Origin of the sequence: Lentzea sp., from assembly GCF_035525475.1 — a bacterium.
In the GTDB taxonomy this organism is placed as follows: domain Bacteria; phylum Actinomycetota; class Actinomycetes; order Mycobacteriales; family Pseudonocardiaceae; genus Lentzea.
In genome coordinates, this window is the sequence record NZ_DATLEC010000091.1 from 1 (window position 1) to 20273 (window position 20273).

Annotated in this window: 16 protein-coding genes; 8 read left to right on the top strand and 8 right to left on the bottom strand. The window is 70.8% G+C overall.

Going from position 1 to position 20273, the window contains the following annotated elements; translation table 11 throughout:
* A partial coding sequence (gene ctaD, locus VM306_RS16320; RefSeq protein ID WP_325515840.1) for a cytochrome c oxidase subunit I occupies window positions 1-1634 on the top strand: 1634 nt, incomplete at its 5' end.
* Here the strand turns inward: ctaD and VM306_RS16325 are convergent.
* Window positions 1631-2443, bottom strand: a complete 813-nt coding sequence (locus tag VM306_RS16325) for an SCO6745 family protein (protein WP_325515841.1) — start codon at window positions 2441-2443, stop codon at window positions 1631-1633. The genes ctaD and VM306_RS16325 overlap by 4 nt on opposite strands.
* A 71-nt stretch (window positions 2444-2514) precedes the next feature.
* Here VM306_RS16325 and VM306_RS16330 point away from each other — a divergent pair, with 71 nt between their 5' ends.
* Window positions 2515-3051 carry a DUF4240 domain-containing protein gene (locus VM306_RS16330; RefSeq protein WP_325515842.1) on the top strand — a complete coding sequence of 179 codons (537 nt, stop codon included), beginning with the start codon at window positions 2515-2517 and terminating at the stop codon, window positions 3049-3051.
* A gap of 124 nt (window positions 3052-3175) precedes the next feature.
* On the opposite strand, the gene VM306_RS16335 is transcribed toward VM306_RS16330, so the two are convergent.
* From VM306_RS16335 to VM306_RS16350, 4 genes are all read right to left on the bottom strand, one after another.
* On the bottom strand, window positions 3176-3427 hold the full coding sequence (locus VM306_RS16335) for a hypothetical protein (protein WP_325515843.1): 252 nt from the start codon (window positions 3425-3427) through the stop codon (window positions 3176-3178).
* Window positions 3428-3967: 540 nt separating this feature from the next.
* Window positions 3968-5896: a VWA domain-containing protein gene (locus tag VM306_RS16340; RefSeq protein WP_325515844.1), complete on the bottom strand. Its 1929-nt coding sequence runs from the start codon at window positions 5894-5896 to the stop codon at window positions 3968-3970.
* Window positions 5893-7284: a sigma 54-interacting transcriptional regulator gene (locus VM306_RS16345; protein ID WP_325515845.1), complete on the bottom strand. Its 1392-nt coding sequence runs from the start codon at window positions 7282-7284 to the stop codon at window positions 5893-5895. The genes VM306_RS16340 and VM306_RS16345 overlap by 4 nt, the downstream gene beginning before the upstream one ends.
* A 55-nt stretch (window positions 7285-7339) precedes the next feature.
* Window positions 7340-9475, bottom strand: coding sequence for a N,N-dimethylformamidase beta subunit family domain-containing protein (locus VM306_RS16350; RefSeq protein ID WP_325515846.1), 2136 nt, complete (start codon window positions 9473-9475; stop codon window positions 7340-7342).
* A 31-nt stretch (window positions 9476-9506) separates the two neighbouring features.
* Between VM306_RS16350 and VM306_RS16355 the strand changes: the two genes are divergently transcribed.
* The 4 genes from VM306_RS16355 (at window position 9507) to VM306_RS16370 (ending at window position 14376) form a co-directional block, all read left to right on the top strand.
* Window positions 9507-9998 (top strand): YcxB family protein, encoded by a 492-nt coding sequence (locus VM306_RS16355; RefSeq protein ID WP_325515847.1) that lies wholly within the window; start codon window positions 9507-9509, stop codon window positions 9996-9998.
* A gap of 59 nt (window positions 9999-10057) precedes the next feature.
* Window positions 10058-10855 carry a hypothetical protein gene (locus VM306_RS16360; protein WP_325515848.1) on the top strand — a complete coding sequence of 266 codons (798 nt, stop codon included), beginning with the start codon at window positions 10058-10060 and terminating at the stop codon, window positions 10853-10855.
* A 169-nt stretch (window positions 10856-11024) separates the two neighbouring features.
* On the top strand, window positions 11025-12827 hold the full coding sequence (locus tag VM306_RS16365; protein WP_325515849.1) for a vWA domain-containing protein: 1803 nt from the start codon (window positions 11025-11027) through the stop codon (window positions 12825-12827).
* Window positions 12828-13050: 223 nt separating this feature from the next.
* A complete protein-coding gene (locus VM306_RS16370) occupies window positions 13051-14376 on the top strand; it encodes an extracellular solute-binding protein (RefSeq protein ID WP_325515850.1) in 1326 nt (441 codons plus the stop codon).
* Here VM306_RS16370 and VM306_RS16375 read toward each other — a convergent pair.
* Genes VM306_RS16375 through VM306_RS16385 form a run of 3 tightly spaced genes read right to left on the bottom strand, consistent with a single transcriptional unit; the run spans window position 14370 to window position 16968 of the window.
* Window positions 14370-15398, bottom strand: coding sequence for a ferrochelatase (locus VM306_RS16375; RefSeq protein WP_325515851.1), 1029 nt, complete (start codon window positions 15396-15398; stop codon window positions 14370-14372). The genes VM306_RS16370 and VM306_RS16375 overlap by 7 nt on opposite strands.
* Window positions 15399-15450: 52 nt before the next feature.
* Window positions 15451-16218, bottom strand: a complete 768-nt coding sequence (gene fabI / locus VM306_RS16380) for an enoyl-ACP reductase FabI (RefSeq protein ID WP_325515852.1) — start codon at window positions 16216-16218, stop codon at window positions 15451-15453.
* A 45-nt stretch (window positions 16219-16263) separates the two neighbouring features.
* Complete coding sequence (locus VM306_RS16385; protein WP_325515853.1) at window positions 16264-16968, bottom strand: beta-ketoacyl-ACP reductase; 705 nt, start codon at window positions 16966-16968, stop codon at window positions 16264-16266.
* Between the two features lie 109 nt (window positions 16969-17077).
* Here VM306_RS16385 and VM306_RS16390 point away from each other — a divergent pair, with 109 nt between their 5' ends.
* Together VM306_RS16390 and VM306_RS16395 are read left to right on the top strand one after the other, a co-directional pair.
* On the top strand, window positions 17078-19660 hold the full coding sequence (locus VM306_RS16390; RefSeq protein WP_325515854.1) for an FAD-binding and (Fe-S)-binding domain-containing protein: 2583 nt from the start codon (window positions 17078-17080) through the stop codon (window positions 19658-19660).
* A 28-nt stretch (window positions 19661-19688) separates the two neighbouring features.
* Window positions 19689-20111, top strand: coding sequence for a hypothetical protein (locus VM306_RS16395; RefSeq protein WP_325515855.1), 423 nt, complete (start codon window positions 19689-19691; stop codon window positions 20109-20111).
* Window positions 20112-20273: the final 162 nt, after the last annotated feature.

The following is a 20273-nucleotide window of genomic DNA, read 5'->3' on the forward strand; positions in this document are numbered from 1 at the left end:
TCGTCACGTCGTTCGGTTTCTTCATGGCGGGCGGTGTGATGGCACTGCTCCTGCGCGCCGAACTGGCGCGCCCGGGCCTGCAGTTCCTGTCGAACGAGCAGTACAACCAGCTCTTCACCATGCACGGCACGATCATGCTGCTGCTGTACGCGACGCCGATCCTGTTCGGGTTCGCGAACTTCGTGCTGCCGCTGCAGATCGGCTCACCGGACGTGGCGTTCCCGCGCCTGAACGCCTTCTCGTACTGGCTGTTCCTGTTCGGCGGCCTGATCGTGATGAGCAGCTTCGTGACGCCGGCCGGTGCCGCCGACTTCGGCTGGACCGGCTACACCCCGCTCTCCAGCGCCACGCACGCCCCCGGTATCGGTCCCGATCTGTGGATCATGGGCCTGGCGGTGTCGGGTCTCGGCACGATCCTGGGCGCGGTCAACATGACCACCACGATCGTCTGCCTGCGGGCACCGGGCATGACGATGTTCCGGATGCCGATCTTCACCTGGAACATCCTGGTGACGTCCGTGCTGATCCTGCTGGCGTTCCCGATCCTGACCGCGGCTCTCATGGGCCTGGCGGCGGACCGGCACCTCGGGGCGCACGTGTTCGACCCGGCCAACGGCGGCGTGATCCTGTGGCAGCACCTGTTCTGGTTCTTCGGCCATCCCGAGGTGTACATCGTCGCGTTGCCGTTCTTCGGGATCGTGACGGAGATCTTCCCGGTGTTCAGCCGCAAACCGTTGTTCGGCTACAAGGGGCTGGTGTTCGCGACGCTGGCGATCGCGATGCTGTCCGTGGCCGTGTGGGCGCACCACATGTACGCCACCGGTGCGGTGCTACTGCCGTTCTTCGCGCTGACGACGTTCCTCATCGCCGTGCCGACCGGCATCAAGTTCTTCAACTGGATCGGCACGATGTGGAAGGGCCAGCTGACCTTCGAGTCGCCGATGCTGTTCTCGATCGGCTTCCTGGTCACGTTCCTCTTCGGCGGCCTGACGGGCATCCTGCTGGCCTCGCCCGCGGTGGACTTCCACGTGTCCGACACGTACTTCGTGGTGGCGCACTTCCACTACGTGCTGTTCGGCACGATCGTGTTCGCCACCTACGCGGGCATCTACTTCTGGTTCCCGAAGATGACCGGCCGGATGCTCAACGAGCCGCTGGGCAAGCTGCACTTCTGGACGACGTTCCTCGGCTTCCACGGCACGTTCCTCGTGCAGCACTGGCTGGGCAACGAGGGCATGCCGCGCCGTTACGCCGACTACCTGCCGTCCGACGGCTTCACGTTCCTCAACACGTTCTCCACCATCAGCTCGTTCGTGCTCGGCGCGTCCGTGCTGCCGTTCGTGTGGAACGTCTTCCGCTCCTACCGCTACGGCGAACCGGCCCCGCAGGACGACCCGTGGGGCTACGGCAACTCGCTGGAGTGGGCCACGACCTCACCCCCGCCGCGGCACAACTTCAAGGAGCTGCCGCGGATCCGGTCCGAACGACCGGCGTTCGAGCTGCACTACCCGCACATGGTCGAGCGGATGCGCGAGGAGGCGCACTTCTCGCTGACGCATCCCGGCAAACACCGGGTCGGCCAGGACGACGCCACCGAGAAGGCGCTCGCCTCGACGAATCGGGAGGACTCCTAGCGCCGTCCGGGAATGAGGCCGCCCTCGACGACGGCCTTGCCCAGCGGCGCGGCCAGCTCGACGAACCGCTGCTTCTCCTGGTCGCTGAGGACGTCGTAGGCCGGCGCGGCCATGACGTCCGTGTCGTCCTCGACCCCTTGGCGCAGCTCGCGCCCCTTTTCCGTGAGCAGCTCGTCGGCGCCGATAAGACCGCGGTGCTGCAGGTCCTCGACCGTGGCAGCCCACTGCTCCTGCGACCACGCACGCGTCTTGCGCAGCACGTCGGCCGGGTAGTCACCCGTCGCGACGTGCAGCACGAGCGCCTCGATACCGGTGATGTTGTGCCTCAGCAGGGCGGCGAGGTGCCCGTCGCCGCGGAACTCGCGCAGCAACGTCTGGGCGTGGAACAGCTGCAGAAGGGTGTCGTCGGGCCAGGGCAGGCTCGCGTGCGCGGCGAACAACGGGCGGCCGTGCAGCATCTCCCTGGCCCGCTCCGCGGCCCGCTTGGCAAGCTCGGTGATCTCCTTCAGATCGTCCGGCAGCACCTTGCGCAACGCCTCGTCCGCCGCCTCCAGCCGCAGCTCGATCATGCGCTGGGGCGTGACCTTCTCCCACGCCTGCGGAATGCGCGCCCGCACGATCTCGGGGTTGAAGTTGTAGAACGTCGCGATCACGACGTCGGCTCCGACCGGCCCCAGCGCCGCGGCCCGCGACGCGAAGTACCCGCCGGGCCGGTCCAGCCCCACGCTCGCGTACCGGCTGTCCGCCTCGGGGGCGAAGTAGATCATCCCGTGCACGGGCTCGAGGGAGCGAAACAGAGTCCTGATCATGCCCCCAACCTAGCGCTGCCCCGTCCGCAGGACGCCAGGAACTGTCAGACCCCTCTGCCAAGCTCGGGGACGTGGACTCGAACACCTTCTGGAAGCTGATCGCCGACGCCAGGGCGAGCGTCACCGACCCGTCCGACGCCGAGGCCGTGGCCTCCGCCGCGACCGACCTGCTGGCGGCGATGCCCCCGGCCGAGATCGTCGCGGCCCAGCAGGTCCTGTGGGACCTCCTGGCGGCCTCCTACCGCAACCCGCTGTGGGCGGCGGCCTACATCATCAACGGCGGCTGCTCCGACGACGGCTTCGACTACTTCCGCGGCTGGCTCCTGACCCAGGGCTCCGAGGTCTACCACTCCGCGCTGGCCGACCCGGACTCGCTGGCAGACCTGCCCGCCGTGGTGGCGGCCGCCGAGGCCGAGGCGGACATCGAGGGTGAGGACGCCCTGTCCATCGCCTGGAACGCCCACCTCAAGGCCACCGGCATGCGGCTGCCGGAGGACGCCTTCACCATCCGCTACCCCGACCTGGACCCGGAGTGGGACTTCGACTTCGGCGACGGCGCGGAGATGGCGGCCCGCCTTCCCCGGCTGGCGGCGCTGTACGAGGTGTGACGCGGGCGGCCGCCGGGGCTCGGCTGGGCTCAGCCTGGCTCAGCGGGGTTCAGTCTGGCTCAGCGGGGCTCGGCCTGGCTCAGCTGGGCTCGGCCTGGTTCGGCTTGCCTGCGCCGACCGGCCATCAGCGCGCCAGGCCCGGCCTGTCCTCCGTCGGCCACCAGCACGCCGGGCCCAGCCGGGCTCGGCCTGTCTTCTCCGTCGGCCACCAGCAGGCCGGGCTCGGCCCTGCCTCCACCCGACCGGCCGCCAGCACGCCGGGTTCAGCCGGGCTCGCCTGCCTCTGCCAACCGGCCACCAGCACCCCGAACGCCACGCGGCCCAGCCGTTGCGGCACCGTCGGCCGAGCCTGGATCTTGGGGGCGCACCGCCCCACCACCCTCGAGGTGCCGCCTCATCACCTCAAGGGTGGTGGGGCGGCACTCCGAGGCCGAGGGCCATCCCGGCTACCGCCCCACGACCTCGACGGCGCCCAGCATCTCGTCCACCGGCCCACCACTCCGACGGCGACCAGCAACCCGGCCAGCGGCCCCCACCCCAACGGCGGTCAGCAACCCGGCCACCGCCCTGCCGGCCAGACCGCGCACCCGAATCAGCGCCCCGTCACCGCCCACCGACCGCACCGCGCACCCGGTTCAGCACCCCGGCCACGGCTCCACCGACCACGCCGCGCACCCGTGTCAGCACCCCGCGCCCACGACTCCGCTGACCACGCCTCGCCGGGAGCCGTGTCAGCACGAACGTCCAAGCACGCCGACACAGCTCCACACACCACCCCACGCCGGCCCCGAACGGAACCCTGTCCGGCCGCCCCCCGCGTTCCACATTTCTGCGGGAGGAAGATGACCATGATTTCGTGACATCTACCAGACGGCGCCAAGCGCGGATCAGGACAAGATTCACCCGTCGGAGTGACTCACCGACGCCTGCGCCTCGACTTCAGGTAGTCGGAGACCACCGCGGCGCCGAGGCCCTCCTCGTCCGGCGACACCACCCGGCCGCCACCCCGCCTGGCCACGATGTCGACGAACTGCGCCAGCCTCGGGTCGTCGCCCAGCTTGAACACCGAGATCGTCGCCCCTAGCCTGGCCAGGGCGTCGACCTCGTTCAGCGTCTTGGTCAGCGTTCTGGGCAGCGGTGGGTAGTTGAACTCGGCGTCGCCCTCGGGTTCCAGGTGTGCGGTCGGCTCGCCGTCGGTCACCACCAGCACCACGGGTTGTGCGTCGGGGTGGCGTCGGACGTGGCGGCCCGCCAACAACAACGCGTGGTGCAGGTTCGTTCCCTGCTCCCACACACCTTCCAGCGCTGTGAGCTGGCCGATGTCCACGGCTTCGGCGTAGCGACCGAACGTCACGAGTTGAAGGGCGTCCGTGCGGAAACGGGTGCGCACGAGGTGATGCAACGCCAACGCCGTGCGTTTCATCGGCACCCAACGGCCGTCTTGCACCATCGACCATGAGGTGTCCACGCACAACGCCACTGCAGCGCGCGTGCGGTGCTCCGTCTCGGAGACTTCGAGGTCGACTACGTCGAGGGACATCCGGCCCGAGCGCAGCACCGAGTTGCGCAGGGTGCGCGGGACGTCCCACGGTTCGGTGTCGCCGAACTGCCACGGGCGCGTCGAGCCCATCAGCTCGCCCGCCGCGCCGGCGGACGTGGTCTCGCGGGAGCCTTGCGAGGAGCGCAGTTGGTCCACGACACCGCGCAGTGCCGTCTCACCCAGGCGCCGCAGGGCTTTGGGCGTCAGGCGCAGCGAACCGTCGGGGGCGCGTTCGACGATGTTCTGCTGGCGCAGGGCCTTCTCCAGGTCCGCCAACCGGCGTGCGTCGACCGTGGCCGACTCGCCCAGCTGCCGTTCCAGCGCCTCCAGGTCGATGTCCTCCAGGCGGGCGCCCGGATACGACTGGGAGAGCTGCTCGGCCAGGGCGTCCAGCTCGGCCAGGTCCGCCATGGCCTGCGCGCCCTCGCCCAGGCCCAGCGGGTCCTGGCCGCGGAAGCGCGCGGACGACGTCCAGTCCTCACCGGGACGCAGGCGTTGCAGCAGCGAGTCCAGTGTGGACAGTTGTGAGCCGATGCCGCCGAAGGCCTGCTGCGACAACGCCGACAGCTCGGCGCGCTGCTCGTCGGTCATCGAGTTCATCATGCGTTGCGCGGCGGCCGAGCGGGCCGCCAGCGCGTTGATGAGCTCGTCGACGTTGCGCGGTTTCTCCGGGAAGAAGTCGCCGTGCTTGCGCATGAACTCGTCGAACTGGCGCGGCGTGTCCGGGGAGCCGGCGGCGTGGGCCTCCAGCAACGAGTTCAGGTCGCGCAGCATCCGCTGGATGCGCTTGACGTCCTCGGAGTCCACGTTGGACAGCGCTTCCTTCATGCCCTGGAAGCGCTGGTCCAGCAGCTCACGGCCGAGCAGGTCGCGGATCTGCTCGAAGGCGGCCCGCGCCTCCTCCGACTGCCAGTCGTAGGTGGAGAGCTCGGACACGGCCGCCGCGGTGCCCGGTGGGAGGGCGTCGAGCTGGGCCTCGCGGAAGCGCGCGTCGTCGGACGGGTCCGGGAACAACGCCCGGCGCTCGGCCTCCAGGGCCTTGTCCAGCAGCTGGCGCACCTCGGTCAGCGTGCCGTCCAGCCGGTGCCGGCGCTGGATGGCCGACCGGCGCTGCCACAGGCGTGACGTCAGGTCGTCGAGGCCGCGGGTGCCGTCGACGCCGCGCCGCAGCAGCTCGCGCAGCGCGGAGGACGGGGACGCGCCCTCCATGATCTCGCGGCCGAGCTCGTCGACGGCCGCGCGGAGGTCGACCGGCGGCGCCAGCGGATCGGCGCCGCCGCCCCAGCGTCCGTAGCGATATCTCATCCGTACACCGATCGGTCGTCGTCGGAGGAGGTGTCCTTCGACAGGTGGCGAGTCAGGTACAGCGACTCGAGGGCCAGCTCCACCGCCGAGGCGATGCGGCCGACGGGGTCCTTCGGGCCCGCGCCCATGCGTGCCGCGACCTCGTGCAGGATCGGCAGCTCCGGCAGCGCCGCCAGCATGTCGCCGGCGTGCACGCGGTCGCCGGTCGCGACCGGGTGGCCGTCCGAGACGACCTCGGCGAGCGCGCGGAGGTTCAGCCCGGCCAGGCGGGAGCGGGCGGTGTCGGCGATCGACCGGCGCAGCAGGTGGACGAGGACCTCTTCCTCGCGTCCCTCCTCGCCGGCCTCGAACTCGAGTTTGCCGCGCAGCACGTCCGGCACCGACTCGAGGTCGATCGGGCGTGCGATGGCCGGGGTCTCGCCGATCAGCGCGGACCGGCGCAGCGCCGACGCCGCGACGGTCTCCGCCGCCGCGACCGCGAACCGGGCCGAGACGCCGGAGCGCTGGTCGATCGACGACGACTCGCGCAGGTGCCGGACGAACCGGGCGATGATCTCCAGCAGGTGGTCGCCGACCTCGGCGACGAGCTCGGCCTCCTGGCGGACCAGGTCGACCTCGGCGTCGACCTCCAGCGGGTAGTGCGTGCGCACCTCGGCGCCGAAGCGGTCCTTCAGCGGCGTGATGATGCGGCCGCGGTTCGTGTAGTCCTCGGGGTTGGCGGTGGCGACGAGCAGCACGTCCAGCGGCAGCCGCAGCGTGTAGCCGCGGACCTGGATGTCGCGTTCCTCCATGACGTTGAGCAGCGCGACCTGGATGCGTTCGGCCAGGTCGGGCAGCTCGTTGATGGCGATGATGCCGCGGTGCGAGCGCGGGAGCAGGCCGTAGTGGATCGTCTCCGGGTCGCCGAGCGAACGGCCCTCGGCGACCTTCACCGGGTCGACGTCGCCGACCAGGTCACCGACGGACGTGTCGGGCGTCGCGAGCTTCTCCGCGTAGCGCTCGTCGCGGTGCCGCCACACGACGGGCAGGTCGTCGCCGAGCTCGGCGGCGCGCCGCTTCGACTCGGGCGTGATCGGGTCGAGCGGGTGTTCGCCCAGCTCGGAGCCCTCGATGACGGGCGTCCACTCGTCGAGCAACGAGACCAGGGTGCGCAGCAGACGGGTTTTGCCCTGTCCGCGCTCGCCGAGCAGGACGACGTCGTGTCCGGCCAGCAGCGCGCGCTCCAGCTGAGGGAGCACCGTGCGGTCGAAACCGACGATGCCCGGCCACGGGTTGCGTCCTTCGCGCAACGCCGCGAGGAGGTTTTCCCTGATCTCGGTCTTGACGCCGCGCGGCAGGTGCCCGGCGGCGCGCAGTTCGCCCGCCGTGCGGGCCAGGTTCTGGGTCACGCAGACGACGCTACGCACCGAAACCTGACCCGTCGACGTGGAGCGACTCCAGCCCCTACCGGCGGGCGGCCTGGACGGCGTTCAGCAGGATCCGCGACATCCGCGGGTCATAGGCGAGCGCACCGTTGAAACACAGGGAACCGGCGCTGAACACCCATCCTCCGTTCGGCTTGGGCAGCACGCACATCTCGGCGCCGCGATGTTGTACGCCGTGAGCGAACCGCACCACGCCGGGCGCCTCGGGGCCCGCGCCCGCGCGGGTGTCGACCTCCCAGCCGCTCGCCGCGAAGTTGTAGCCGGTCTCGCCGAACCTGTCACCGATCGCGAGCCCGGTGCCCTCCAGGAACGGGTGGTCGGCGTCCACCTCGTACGGGTGCATGTCCATGTAGGAATAGCTGTCGTAGGCCACGCCGAGCACCTGCGACTCCGGCCGGCCCTGGTCGCGCCACAGCCACCGGTGGCCCTGCTCGTGGCGGTGCAGCACGAACCCGCCCGACGCGCTGTAGTCGACGCGCTCGTACATGCCGTTGCCGCCCGTGTAGACGACACGGCCGCCGTTGGCCAGGTATGTCTCCAGCGCGTCGCGCATCTCCGGCGTCCAGTACTCGGGGTGCGTGGCCAGCACGAGCACCTTGTACCGCGCGAGCCACGACGGGTCGTGCAGGTCGAGGTCCTGGTAGCAGTCGTAGGCGATGCCGTTGTCCGAGAACCACTTCATCAGCAGCAGGTCGCCGTAGAAGCGCACGTCGATGAAGCCCGGTGCCTCGATGTACGCGTTCGCGAACGGCCGTCGCGCCGAGATCTGGCGGCGCCGGTTCTCCGGTTCCCAGCTGTACTGGAAGTGCCCGCCCCAGTGGTTGTAGGCGTTGTGCGTCAGGTACGGCAGCAGCAGTGCGACGTCCTGCCGTGGCTGCTTCGGCTTCACCACGAAGGGGATGTACTGCCGCAAACCGTGCGGTCCCTCGAGCTTCACGACGTGGAAGCCCGACTGCCAGTCGTCCGGGACCGTGATCGTGAAGCTCGCCGGCCACGCCGGTCCGTTCGCGCGGTAGCCGGACCTCAGCAGGTGCCTGCGTCCGGGGAACGCGCGCGGCGACCACACCTGCGTCGCGCCGCCCTGCTCGATCGGGCCGGTCAGCCGCAGCACGCTCGCGGTGAAGGTGTCGAACGTCGTCGAGACCGCGACGTCGAGGGTCTGCCCCGCGGCGACCGACCAGCTGGTGTACCCCTGGAGGTTCGCGGCCCTGGTCACGGTGAAGCCGGTGCCGACGAGCGCCCCGTCGGCGTTGTTCCAGGACGGCCCGCCGGTGCGGTCGACCGTCTCCCAGTTGCCCAGCCGGTACCAGCGCAGCTCGTGGTCGGGCTGGGTGTGGTCCTTGTTGACCCACACCGCGTAGACGACGCCGCGCTCGGCGAACCGCTCCGCGCACGAGCCGTGGTCCCAGCCGGAGCCGATCGTGATGCCGTTGCCGTTGTTCGCCCACGCTCCCGGCCCGTTCGAGCCGTCGCCGGCCAGGTAGCGGAACCAGTGCAGCGCCGCGCCGTGCCGGACGCCGTAGATCACGCCGTTCTGGTCGGCGAAGAACATGTCGTAGTCGCGCTTCTCGCTCGCGATCTTCTGCCCGACGCCGTTGTTCGCCCACGCTCCAGGTCCGCTGGAACCGTCGCCGGCGAGGTAGCGGAACCAGTACATGTCGCCGTGCGCGTCCACGGCGTAGAAGACGCCGTCCCAGCCGCCGAAGACGTACGAGTACTGGCCGAAGCCGGTGTGGATGACGTTGTTCGTGCCGGGTGCCCAGTAACCCTCGCCCGTGGCGGCGTTCGTGAGCACCCACTTGTGCCACCAGATCGTGCCGTCGCCGCAGAGGCCGAAGAGCTGGCCGTCCTGCGACGCGAGCACGGTCGGGTGGATCTGCCAGCCGGACCCGATCTCGCGACCGTTGCCGTCGGCCCAGTCGTAGGCGCCGGTCTCGCGGCCGAGGTGCTTGAACCACTTGATCCGGCCGTCGGCGTAGAGCGCGTAGACGACGCCGTTCCCGCCGGGCACGAGCCGCAGCAGCCGCTGTTCGGGATCTTCGGGCGCCGCCTGCGCCGTCCCGTGCGATGCCGCCGCCAGTGCCAGCGCGGCCGCCGTCCCCTTGAGAACGGTGCGGCGCGCGACAGTTCTCTTTTCGTCATCCCCCAGATGCATTCCGTCATCGTGCAGCAGAATGCGGGGCGCTATGAGCAACTGTGTCGATTTCAACTGGGCGCCCTCCCCCGCGGACTGGCGGGCCAGCCTGCGCGCGATGGTGCCGATGGTCAGGTGGGCGCCGTGGTTCGCCCTCGCGTTCGCCGTGATCTCGTTCGTGCTGCTGGTGGGCTTCGACGACATGGTGTTCGTCGCGCTCTTCGGCCTGCTGTGCGCGCTGGTCATCGGGCTGATGGAGCCGGTCGCGGTGTGGTGGCGCTTCTCGTCGGACGAGATGATCAGCCGGACCGTGGTGGGCAGCGCGGACGACCAGTCGTTCCGGATGGCCGTCGGCAGCTCCGTGCGCGAGGAGATCGCGTGGGAGGAGCTGCCCGGCTGGACCGAGACCCGGCAGGGCTTCGTGCTGCAGACGCTCGACGAGGGCGCGGCGTCGCTTTCCGTGCCGCACCGGGCCTTCGCGTCCGATGAGGACGTGACGTCGTTCCGCACCCTCCTCGAGAAGCACATCGGTCCGGCCGACTAGGTGTCTCGGATCGGCACACCGGGTGGGGCTCATGGGGCAGGGCCACGTAATCTCGTCGCGTGTCCTGTGCGAGTGCCACGCTGGTCGTGTGGACGTCGGGATGGCTGCACGGTCTGGCCGCCGCCGACGATGTCCTCGACGCCCTGCACACGTGGGCCGAGCAGCACGAGGTGGTGGCCGATGACGACGGCACCGCCACGGCGCTCGACCTCCCCGGTCCTGACGAGGCCCCGGTGGGCCCCGCCCTGCTGCTGGCCGCCCTGCGACGCGCGGGCGCGACGTCCGCACGGCTCGTGCTGCCCGTAGCGGGCGACGTGCGCGGGCTGGGCGGCAAGGGCCCCCTCGCGTCGTGCGCGCTGCGGTCCGGCGAGGCGCTGGTGATCCCGTCCGTGCACGTGGGCCTGGTGCCGAAGATCGTGGCGGACGGCGTGATGCGCTGGACGGTGTTCGACCTGCCGTCGTCCAACGGCCTGGAGTACATCCCGATCGGCGAGGCCGAGCACGGCCTGGGCGCGGCCCTGCGCGAGGCGACGGCGGCACTGGCCTCGCTCGACGTGGCCAAGCACCGGCCGAACGTGCGCAAGGAGATCGCCGACCTGGCCGCCGCGAACTCGACGCTGCCCTGGCCGGACGCGATGCCCCCGCGCTCGCTGCGGGTGCTGCAGCGGGCGGCCGAGGTGGACGCGATCCTGTCCGTGGCCAGGTCGGACTCGCCCGGTGGCGCCATGTCGGCGTCGGCGATCACCGCACGGACCGACGCGCTGCGCCCGGTGTCGGAGGCGGTGCGGCGGGCCCGGTGCGCGGCCGTCGACGAGGCCGTGCGGGTGCTCGCGGACAGCGGCGCGGGCCGGCACTGACGCGAGGCCGGCCGCACCGTTCTCACCAGCTGTGACCAGTCGGTCACGCCGGAACCCGATCATCGCTGACCCGAACGAGTGGTTCTCTCCCGTCAACTCCACCTGACCCGGCAACTCCCCCGGAACTGTCGGTGGCGCCACATATGGTGCCGGTGGGTGGGGAGGACCGATGGAGGACGTCGACCAGCGCCGGTCGAGCACGGCACCTCGGTACGCGGGAGCCCTCATGCTGGCCGCGGTCGCCGGGCACCTGCTCTCCGAGACGGCCACGGGGGCGCTCGCCACGTGGCAGTCGTGGGTGCTCTACGGCATCGGCACGACGCTGCTGGTGCTGTCGGCGTCCGCGATCGACCGGCTGAACCGGCTGGCCAAACGCATCCGGCTGCGCTGGGTCGTGTTCACGGCCGTGCTCGTGGTCGCGGCGGGGCTCGTCGCGGTCGCGGCACCGCCGGTGGTCGCGTACGGGCGGGTGCTGCTGCTCGGGTGTCCCCAGCCGACCGAGGTGCGGGTGCTCACGTCGCAGGACGCGGCGCCCGTGATCGGCGAGGTGGCGCGGAAGTTCGAGCAGCACACGGCGGCCCGCAACCACGGGTGCCGCACGGCGCGGCTGTACGTGTTCTCGGCGCCGGGCAACCGGGGTGCGATCGCGCTGCGGTCGTCGTGGTCCACGCAGGACCTGCGGGAGGTGGGGCCGCACCCGGACGTGTGGCTGCCCGACTCGACCACGGAGACCGCCGAGGTGGTGCGCCGCACGGGCGGCATCGGGTCGGCGGTGCGCATCGCGCCGGGTGAGTCGGTCGCGTTCTCGCCCGTCGTGCTCGCGGTGCCCACGCCGATCGCGCGGGACGTGGTCTCCAGCTCGCCGGAGACGTGGGGCGACCTGCTGACCAAGGTCGGCAACACCGGCATCGCGATCGGCAGGCCGAACCCGCTGATGGCGATCGACGGCAGGCTCGCCACGGAGGCGTTGTACGAGTCGCTCGAACCGGCCGTCGTGGAACGCAGGGTCGAGGAGGCGGACAGGCCGCGGCAGGACGCCGCGACGATCACCACCGAGCAGGTCCTGATGCGGCACAACAGAACGAGCTGCGCGCAGAAGCCGTGCCTCACCGCGCTGTACCCGTCGGACACCTACCACGCCGACTACCCGGTGAACCTCGTCGAGTGGGACGCGCCGGACGTGTCGAACCTCGCCGCGCGCGAGCCCGCGAGACAGTTCCAGGCGTGGCTCGGCACGCAGGAGGGCATGACGGCGCTCAACGCCGCCGGCCTGCGCCCCGCCCGCCAGGCCGCGGGGGCCGAGTTCCGCGAGGAGCTCGGCGTGCGGGCCGGCCTGGCGCTCGACCGCGCCGAGGCAGCGCCGGGCGACGAGGTGCACGCCGCGTTCCAGAAGAAGTACGAACAGGCCAAACGGGACGGCCGGGTCTGGCTGACGCTCGACGCGTCCGGGTCGATGGTCGAACCGACGGCCACCGGCGAGACGCGGTTCGCCGTCGCGGTCGAGGGCGTCCGCAAAGCGCTCACGCAGATGGGCGCCAAGGACACGTACGGCCTGTCGGTGTTCAACAATAGCGACGTCCGGCAGCTGATCCCGCTGGGCAGACGCGACAAGGAGGCCACCACCGCGGCGCTGAGCACGGTCCAGCCCTCCGGCGGCACCCCGCTGCACCAGGCGATCCTCGACAGCCTGGACCGGATCGGCGCCAACGACGCCGACCACGTAGGCGCGGTCATAGCGCTGACCGACGGCGAGGACACGACAAGCGCGCAAACCCGCCAGGACGTCGTGAACGCGGTGGCACAGAAGGGGATCCGCGTGTTCGTGATAGCCGTCGGCGACGCAAGCTGCGCGGCACACGCTCTGACGTCGATCACGGACGCGTCCGGCGGCGAGTGCCGCGACTCGACGACGGACACCCTCGGCGACGACCTGGCGGCGCTGTTCCGCAGGGTGTGGGGAGGCGCCGGATGACCCCGCGCCGACCTGCGGCACCGCACGCGGCTGCCACCACCGAACCTCGATTGGCCGGGCACGGGCCGGCAAAGCCGAACCAGGCAGGACACCTGGCCACCAACACCGACCCAGCCAGATTCCGGCGGGCGAAGCCGAACCGGCCCGCCACCTGCGCGGCCCGGCTCCCTCACCGCCCGGCCAGAAACCGCACAACCCCCACCACGACTCGGGAAGGTGCCGGATGAAGTGGCTGAGACGCACGTGGGCCGCCCTGCCCAGGCTGGGACCGCCCGGCGTGGTGTGGGCGAACCGGTCGTGGCTCGCCATGGGCGTGGCGATCGGCATCGTGCTGACGATCCTGTTCACGAGCGGGGTGCAGCCGTTGTTCCGCGAGTCGACCGAGTGGGAGAAGGGCAAGCTCGTCGTGCTGAGCGGCCGCGACCAGAGCGACGGCGGGCAGCGGCGCGCGTTGATCAACCAGTGGAACGCCGAGCACCCCGAACAGCCCGCGGAGATCGTCGAGCTGCCGTCGGAGGCGGATGGCCAGCGCAGTGAGATGGTCGCGCGCGCCAGGGAGAAGGCCGACAACGCGGACGTCTTCAACCTCGACGTCACGTGGACCGCCGAGTTCGCGCAGTCCGGCTACCTGCGTCCGCTGTCCGGTGTGGACACGAGCGGGTTCTTGCGCCGGCCGCTGGAGAGCTGCCGCTACCAGGGCGTGCTGTGGGCGTTGCCGTTCAACACGGACGCGGGCCTTCTCTTCTACCGCAAGGACCTCGTCAAGGACGAGCCTCTCGGCCTCGACGACATCGCCACGACGTCCACCCGCGCGTTGCGGGCCGCGCAGGACGCCCGCCTCACCGCCGGGTACGGCGGCCAGCTGGCCGACTACGAGGGCCTCACGGTCAACGCGCTGGAGCTGATCTGGGCGGAGAAGGGCGACGTCGTCGACGAGAGCGGCAAGGTCGTGATCGACTCCGACCGCACCCGCCGCGCCCTGCGCTGGCTCGCCGACGGCCTCAAGGGCGACAAACCCGTGGTGTTACCGGAGTCCCGCTCCCAGAGCGAGCAGCTCACCACCCAGGCGTTCCGCGACGGCAAGATCGTCTTCATGCGCAACTGGCCCGTCGCCCACCGCATCCTGCAGGGCAACCGCGGGGAGTCGGCGGGCCGGCCCGGCATCGACTTCGAGGTGGCGCAGCTGCCCGGCCCGAGCGTCCTGGGCGGCCAGAACCTCGCCATCTCAGCGAAGTCCACCAAGCCCCGCGCCGCCCAGGCCCTCATCGAGTTCCTCACCGGCCCGCGCAGCCAGCAGCTGCTGTTCGAACGAGGAGGCCTCGCCGCCACCCGCGGCATCGTCTACCAGGACGGCCGGGTCGCCACCGAACACCCCTACGCCGCCACCCTGCTGAAGGCGATCGAGGACGCCCGGCTGCGTCCGGTCACGCCGTACTACTCGCGGTTCAGCGACGAGTTCCGCACAGTGGTCCGCTACGCCCTCGACCACGACGGAGCCTTACCCGGCAACGCCGAACAGGCGTTGACGGGAGCCCTCCAGGGTCACTGAGCGCGTGCGGGCCTCTTGGCCGGTTCGCAGCACAACGGCGCACACGGCGCACCGTTCACCGTGCACCCCGCCGACACGAACGACGACAGCTTCCGCACGGGAGCACCGGACGTGTGCTCCGAGACCAGCTCGACCACGAGCTCGGCGAAGCGCGGGTCGGCGTTCGGCGTCGCGGCGCGGGCGAACTCCATGCCCAGCTCGCCTGCGCGGTCGCGGGCCTCGGTGTCGAGGTCCCACACGACCTCGAGGTGGTCCGACACGAACCCGATCGGGCACACCACCACGCCGGTGACGCCCTTGGCGTGCAGGGCGTCGATGTGGTCGACGATGTCCGGCTCCAGCCACGGGATCTGCGGCGGCCCTGACCGCGACTGCCACACGACGTCGTACTCGGTGATGCCCAGCTCCGCGGCGACCAGGCGGGAGGCCTCGACGACCTGGCGCGAGTAGCGGTAGCCACCCTCGGACGGCGGGCCGGCGGCCTTGTCGGCGGACACCGGCACCGAGTGCGCGGTGAAGACCAGCCGGTACGCGCCCGACAACGACGCCGCTGCCGCGCGGACGCCGTCGGCGAACGCGGCGATGAACAGCGGGTGGTCGAAGAACTGGCGCAGCTTCACCAGTTCGGGGCCGTCCGGCACGGCCTGCAGCGCGCGGACGATGTCCTCGTCGTACTGCCGGCACGCGGAGTAGCCGCCGTACGCGCTCGTGGGGAACACCAGCGCGCGACGGACGCCGTCGGTCTTCATCTGCGCGACGGTGTCCTCGACCATCGGGTGCCAGTTGCGGTTGCCGAAGTAGATCGGCAGGTCGAAACCGGTGGCGCGCACGGCCTCGATCGCGTCGAGGTTCAGGCGGTTGATGGGCGACACGCCGCCGAAGTGCTGGTAGTGGGCCTCGACCTCGTCCAGCCGCTCCGGCGGCACGCCACGTCCGCGCACCACGTTCTCCAGGAAGGGACGGACGTCCTCAGGACCTTCTGGGCCGCCGAACGACAGCCAGAGCAGCGCATCGAAACTCACCGCTCCATCCAATCAGACGCCCCATCGCCCCACACGACGAACCGATGTGACCTCAGAGACCGAGGAAGTGCACACCGCCGTCGACGAACACCATCGAGCCCGTGGTGGCAGGGAACCAGTCGGACAGCAGGCCGCACACCGACTTCGCGACCGGCGTCGGGTCGTCGACGTCCCACGACAGCGGGGCCTTCTCGCCCCACATCTTCTCCAGCTCGCCGAAACCCGGGATGGACTTCGCGGCCATGGTGCGCACCGGGCCGGCCGAGATGAGGTTCACGCGGATGCCGTCCGGGCCGAGATCGCGCGCCATGTAGCGGTTGATCGACTCGAACGCCGCCTTCGCCGCGCCCATCCAGTTGTAGGCGGGCCACGCCTGGCGGGCGTCGAAGTCGAGACCGACGACGGACGAGCCGTGCGACAGCATCGGGCGGACGGCCTGCACCAGCGCCTTGTACGAGTACGCCGACACGTGCATCGCGACGGAGACGTCCTCCCACGGCGCGTCCATGAACGGCGCGCCGAGGCAGCTCTGCGGGGCGAAGCCGATGGCGTGCACGACGCCGTCGAGGCCGTCGACGTGCTCACGGACGCGGTCGGCGAGCGTGTCCAGGTGCTCCTGGTTCTGCACGTCGAGCTCGACCACGGGCGCGGGCTTGGGCAGGCGCTGGGCGATGCGCTGCACGAGGCTCATCCGGCCGAACCCGGTCAGCACGACCTCGGCGCCCTGCTCCTGGGCGACGCGTGCGACGTGGAAGGCGATCGACGCGTCGGTGATCACGCCGGTGATCAGCAGTCGCTTGCCTTCGAGCAGTCCGGTCACTTGATCCAACCCTTTCCCGAGAAGAAGAACGCAGGAGAAAACAGCTCAGTGGCCCATGCCGAGGCCGCCGTCGACCGGCAGCACGGCACCGTTGATGTAGCCGGCCTCGTTCGCCGCGAGGAACGTGACGGCGCGCGCGATCTCGTCGGCCGCTCCGTACCGGGCGGCGGGGATCTGCTTCAGCGCGGCCTCGCGGACGGCCTCCGGCAGCTCGTTCGTCATGTCGGTGGTGATGAAGCCCGGCGTGACGACGTTGGCGGTGATGTTGCGCGAACCCAGCTCCAGCGCGATCGAGCGCGCCATGCCGACCATGCCCGCCTTGGAGGCGGCGTAGTTGACCTGGCCGGCGCCGCCGGTGAGGCCCACGACCGACGAGATGAAGACGATGCGGCCGAACTTCTTGCGCAGCATGCCGCGGGAGGCGCGCTGGGCGAACCGGAACGCGCCGGTGAGGTTCGCGTCGAGGACCTGCGTGAACTGGTCCTCGCTCATGCGCAGCAGCAGCGTGTCCTGCGTGATGCCGGCGTTGCAGACGAGCACCTCGACGGGGCCGTGCGCGGCCTCGACCTCGGTGAACGCGGCGTCGATCTCCTCGGAGCTCGTCACGTCGCACTTCACGCCGAGCAGGCCTTCGGGAGCGCCGGACCCGCGGTGCGTCACCGCGACCTTGTCGCCCTGCGCCGCGAACGCCCGCGCGATGGCGAGACCGATACCGCGGTTGCCTCCGGTGACCAGAACGGACCGACTCACTAGCTCTCCCTGCAATCGCCGCTGGTTGACCGGGTGAGGCTATCGGCTACCGGCAGGTAGTCCGGCATCGGCGGAGCCATGTCACATCCGGACGGGGCATGATCAGGTGATGCGGGCCTTTCTCGACCACCTCCGCCGCGACGTGGACGGCGACGTCCTGGACGACCCGGCGAGCCGGGCCCTGTACTCGGCGGACGCGTCGAACTACCGGCACGTGCCGCGGGTCGTCGTCCGTCCACGCACGACGGACGCCGTGGTCGCGGCCGTCGGGCTGGCCGCGGAACACCGGGTGCCGATCACCAGCCGCGGCGCTGGGACGTCCGTCGCGGGCAACGCGTGCGGCACCGGCCTGGTGATCGACTTCAGCCGGTACCTGACGGCGTTCGAGATCAGCGGCGACCGGGCGCTCGCGCAGCCGGGTGCCGTGCTCGACAAGATCAACGCGAGTGCGGGCGACCACCTGTTCGGGCCGGACCCGTCCACGCACTCGCGCTGCACGATCGGCGGGATGATCGGCAACAACGCGTGCGGCGCGCACTCGGTGAAGTGGGGCAAGACCAGCGACAACGTCGCGAACCTGCGCGTGCTCACCGTCGACGGCCGCACGTTCGACACCACCGCGCCCCCGCCTCTCGCGCTCCCCGCGCACGACCCGGCGTGGTTCCCCCAGCTCAGCCGCAGGGTCAGCGGGTACGCGCTGGACGCCCCGACGCTCACCCAGCAGCTCGTCGGCACCGAGGGAACCTGCGTCGTCGTGCTGGGCGCGGAGCTGGAGCTCGTGCGCAGGCCGGAGCGCCGGATCCTCGTCGTGCTCGGGTTCGCGGACACCTATGCGGCCGCCGACCAGGTCACCCAGATCGAGGGCGCGCTCGCGGTCGAGGGCCTCGACGAGTCGCTGGTGCGCGGCGTCCGGACCCGCCCCGACCTGCCGGAAGGCCGCAGCTGGCTGTTCGTCGAGGTCGAGGACCACCCCGAACGGGTCGCCAGGCTCTCCCGGCACTCGATGATCATCCACGACCCCGCGCACCAGCGGGCGCTGTGGCGCATCCGCGAGGACGGCGCCGGGCTCGCCACCCGCATGGCCGACGGCAGCGAGGCCTGGTCGGGCTGGGAGGACGCGGCCGTTCCGCCGGAACGCCTCGGCGCCTACCTGCGCGAGTTCGACCAGCTGCTGACCGGGCACGGCCGGCGCGGCGTCACCTACGGCCACTACGGCGAGGGATGCCTGCACGTCCGCATCGACTTCGACCTGGCCCACGGCTACCGCGAGTTCCTCCAGGACGCCGCCGACCTGGTGGTGGGCCACGGCGGCAGCCTGTCCGGGGAGCACGGCGACGGCCAGGCGCGCTCCGAGCTGCTCAGCCGGATGTACCCGCCCGCGGCGATCAGGGCGTTCCAGGAGTTCAAGCACGCCTTCGACCCCGGCAACCTGCTCAACCCCGGCCGGATCGTGGACCCGGTGAAGCTCGACGACGACCTCAGGGTCCTCGTCGCGCCACCGAGGATCCCGACGCGGGCGGAGTTCGCGAACGACACGCGGCGGTGCGTCGGCGTGGGCAAGTGCCTGAACACCAAGGGCGGCGTGATGTGCCCGAGCTACCGCGTCACCCGCGAGGAGAAGCACTCCACGCGCGGTCGTGCGCACCTGCTGTTCGAAATGCTCGCGGGGGACGTGATCGAGGACGGCTGGCGCTCGCCCGAGGTGGCGGAGGCGCTGGACCTGTGCCTGGGCTGCAAGGGGTGCAAGCGCGACTGCCCCGTCGACGTGGACATGGCGAGCTACAAGGCGGAGTTCCTGCACGAGCACTACAAGGGCAGGCTGCGGCCGCGGTCGCACTACGCGATGGGCTGGCTGCCGACGTGGCTGAAGTACGGGCTGGTCAACCGCTTCACGGCCCGGTTCGGCAGGCTCGCGGGGATCACGCCGCAACGCGAGCTGCCCACCCCGGTCACTCCCCTGGTCCGCCAGCTGCACCCGCTCGGCACCGGTGACCCGGTGCTGCTGTTCCCCGACACGTTCACGAACTTCTTCGAACCGGGCATCGGCCTCGACGCCGCGACCGTGCTGGCCCACCTGGGGAACCGGGTGGAGGTCCCGTCTGCCAACGTCTGCTGTGGACTGACGTGGCACTCGACCGGCCAGCTCGCGAAGGCCCGCCGGGTCGTCGAGCGCACCGCGCGGGCACTGCTCCCCTGGACGAGCCGCGGTGTTCCGGTGATCGGCCTGGAGCCGAGCTGCACGGCGTTCCTGCGCGTCGAGGCGCCGAAGCTGTCGGACGACAGGGCCGTGCGGGCGCTCGCCGAGTCCACCCGCACGTTCGCCGAGCACGTCGCCCCCCAGCTGCCGGAACTGGAGGGCGCGCGCGAAGCCGTCGTGCAGACCCACTGCCACCAGTACGCCGAGCTCGGCTTCGAGCCGGATCGCGCCGCGATGGCGAAGGCGGGCCTGGAGCCGAAGGTCGTCGAGGGGTGCTGCGGCCTCGCGGGGAACTTCGGTTTCGAGCGGGGCCACTACGACGTCTCGATCGCCTGCGCCGAACAGGACTTGCTGCCGGCGTTGCGGCAGAACGAGGACGCGCTGGTCATCGCGGACGGCTTCAGCTGCCGGACGCAGATCCGCCACACCACCGAACGCGAACCGGTCCACCTCGCGTCCGCTCTCGCGGCCCGGCTGGGTGTGATTCACCGCTGACCTACCGCGCCGGTCCATCGTCGTGCACATGCAGAAGAGGATTGGCGCGGCCGTGCTGGCGGCCGCCGCGGTGGCGATGACCTTCACGGGGTCCGCGCAGGCCGAGACGAACCCGTCGTGCTCCAGCGGCGTCACGCGGATGGGCGCCACGAAGTACCTCGAGCACGGCGGCGAGACCGTGGTGTCGCTCAAGCAGTTCAAGGGGTGCAACAAGAACTGGGCGTACGTCTGCATCTGGGACTCGTGGAAGGCCGACCACCCGAGCAACCACATCCGTGCGGGCATCTGGACCCGCACGAGTGACGGCGCCGTCGACTACGCGGGCCACGACGGCACGAAGCAGGAGCTGTGGTCGAACGGCGCGAACACGCTGAGCGTCTGCACCTACGCGGCCGGTAGCGTGTACGGGTCGGGCTACAGCGCCTCCGGTTCCACCGAGGAGCGCTGCTAGGGCGGAAGCGGAGGACGGTCACCGCAAGACCGCCCTCCTGCCCGAAGCGACACTGCGAAACGTCAGTCGCGGTCCAGCACCGAGTCCTTCGACGTCTCGCGCATGAACCCGTAGACCAGCAACGAGATCAGCACGCACCCGGCGACGTAGTAGAAGAACACC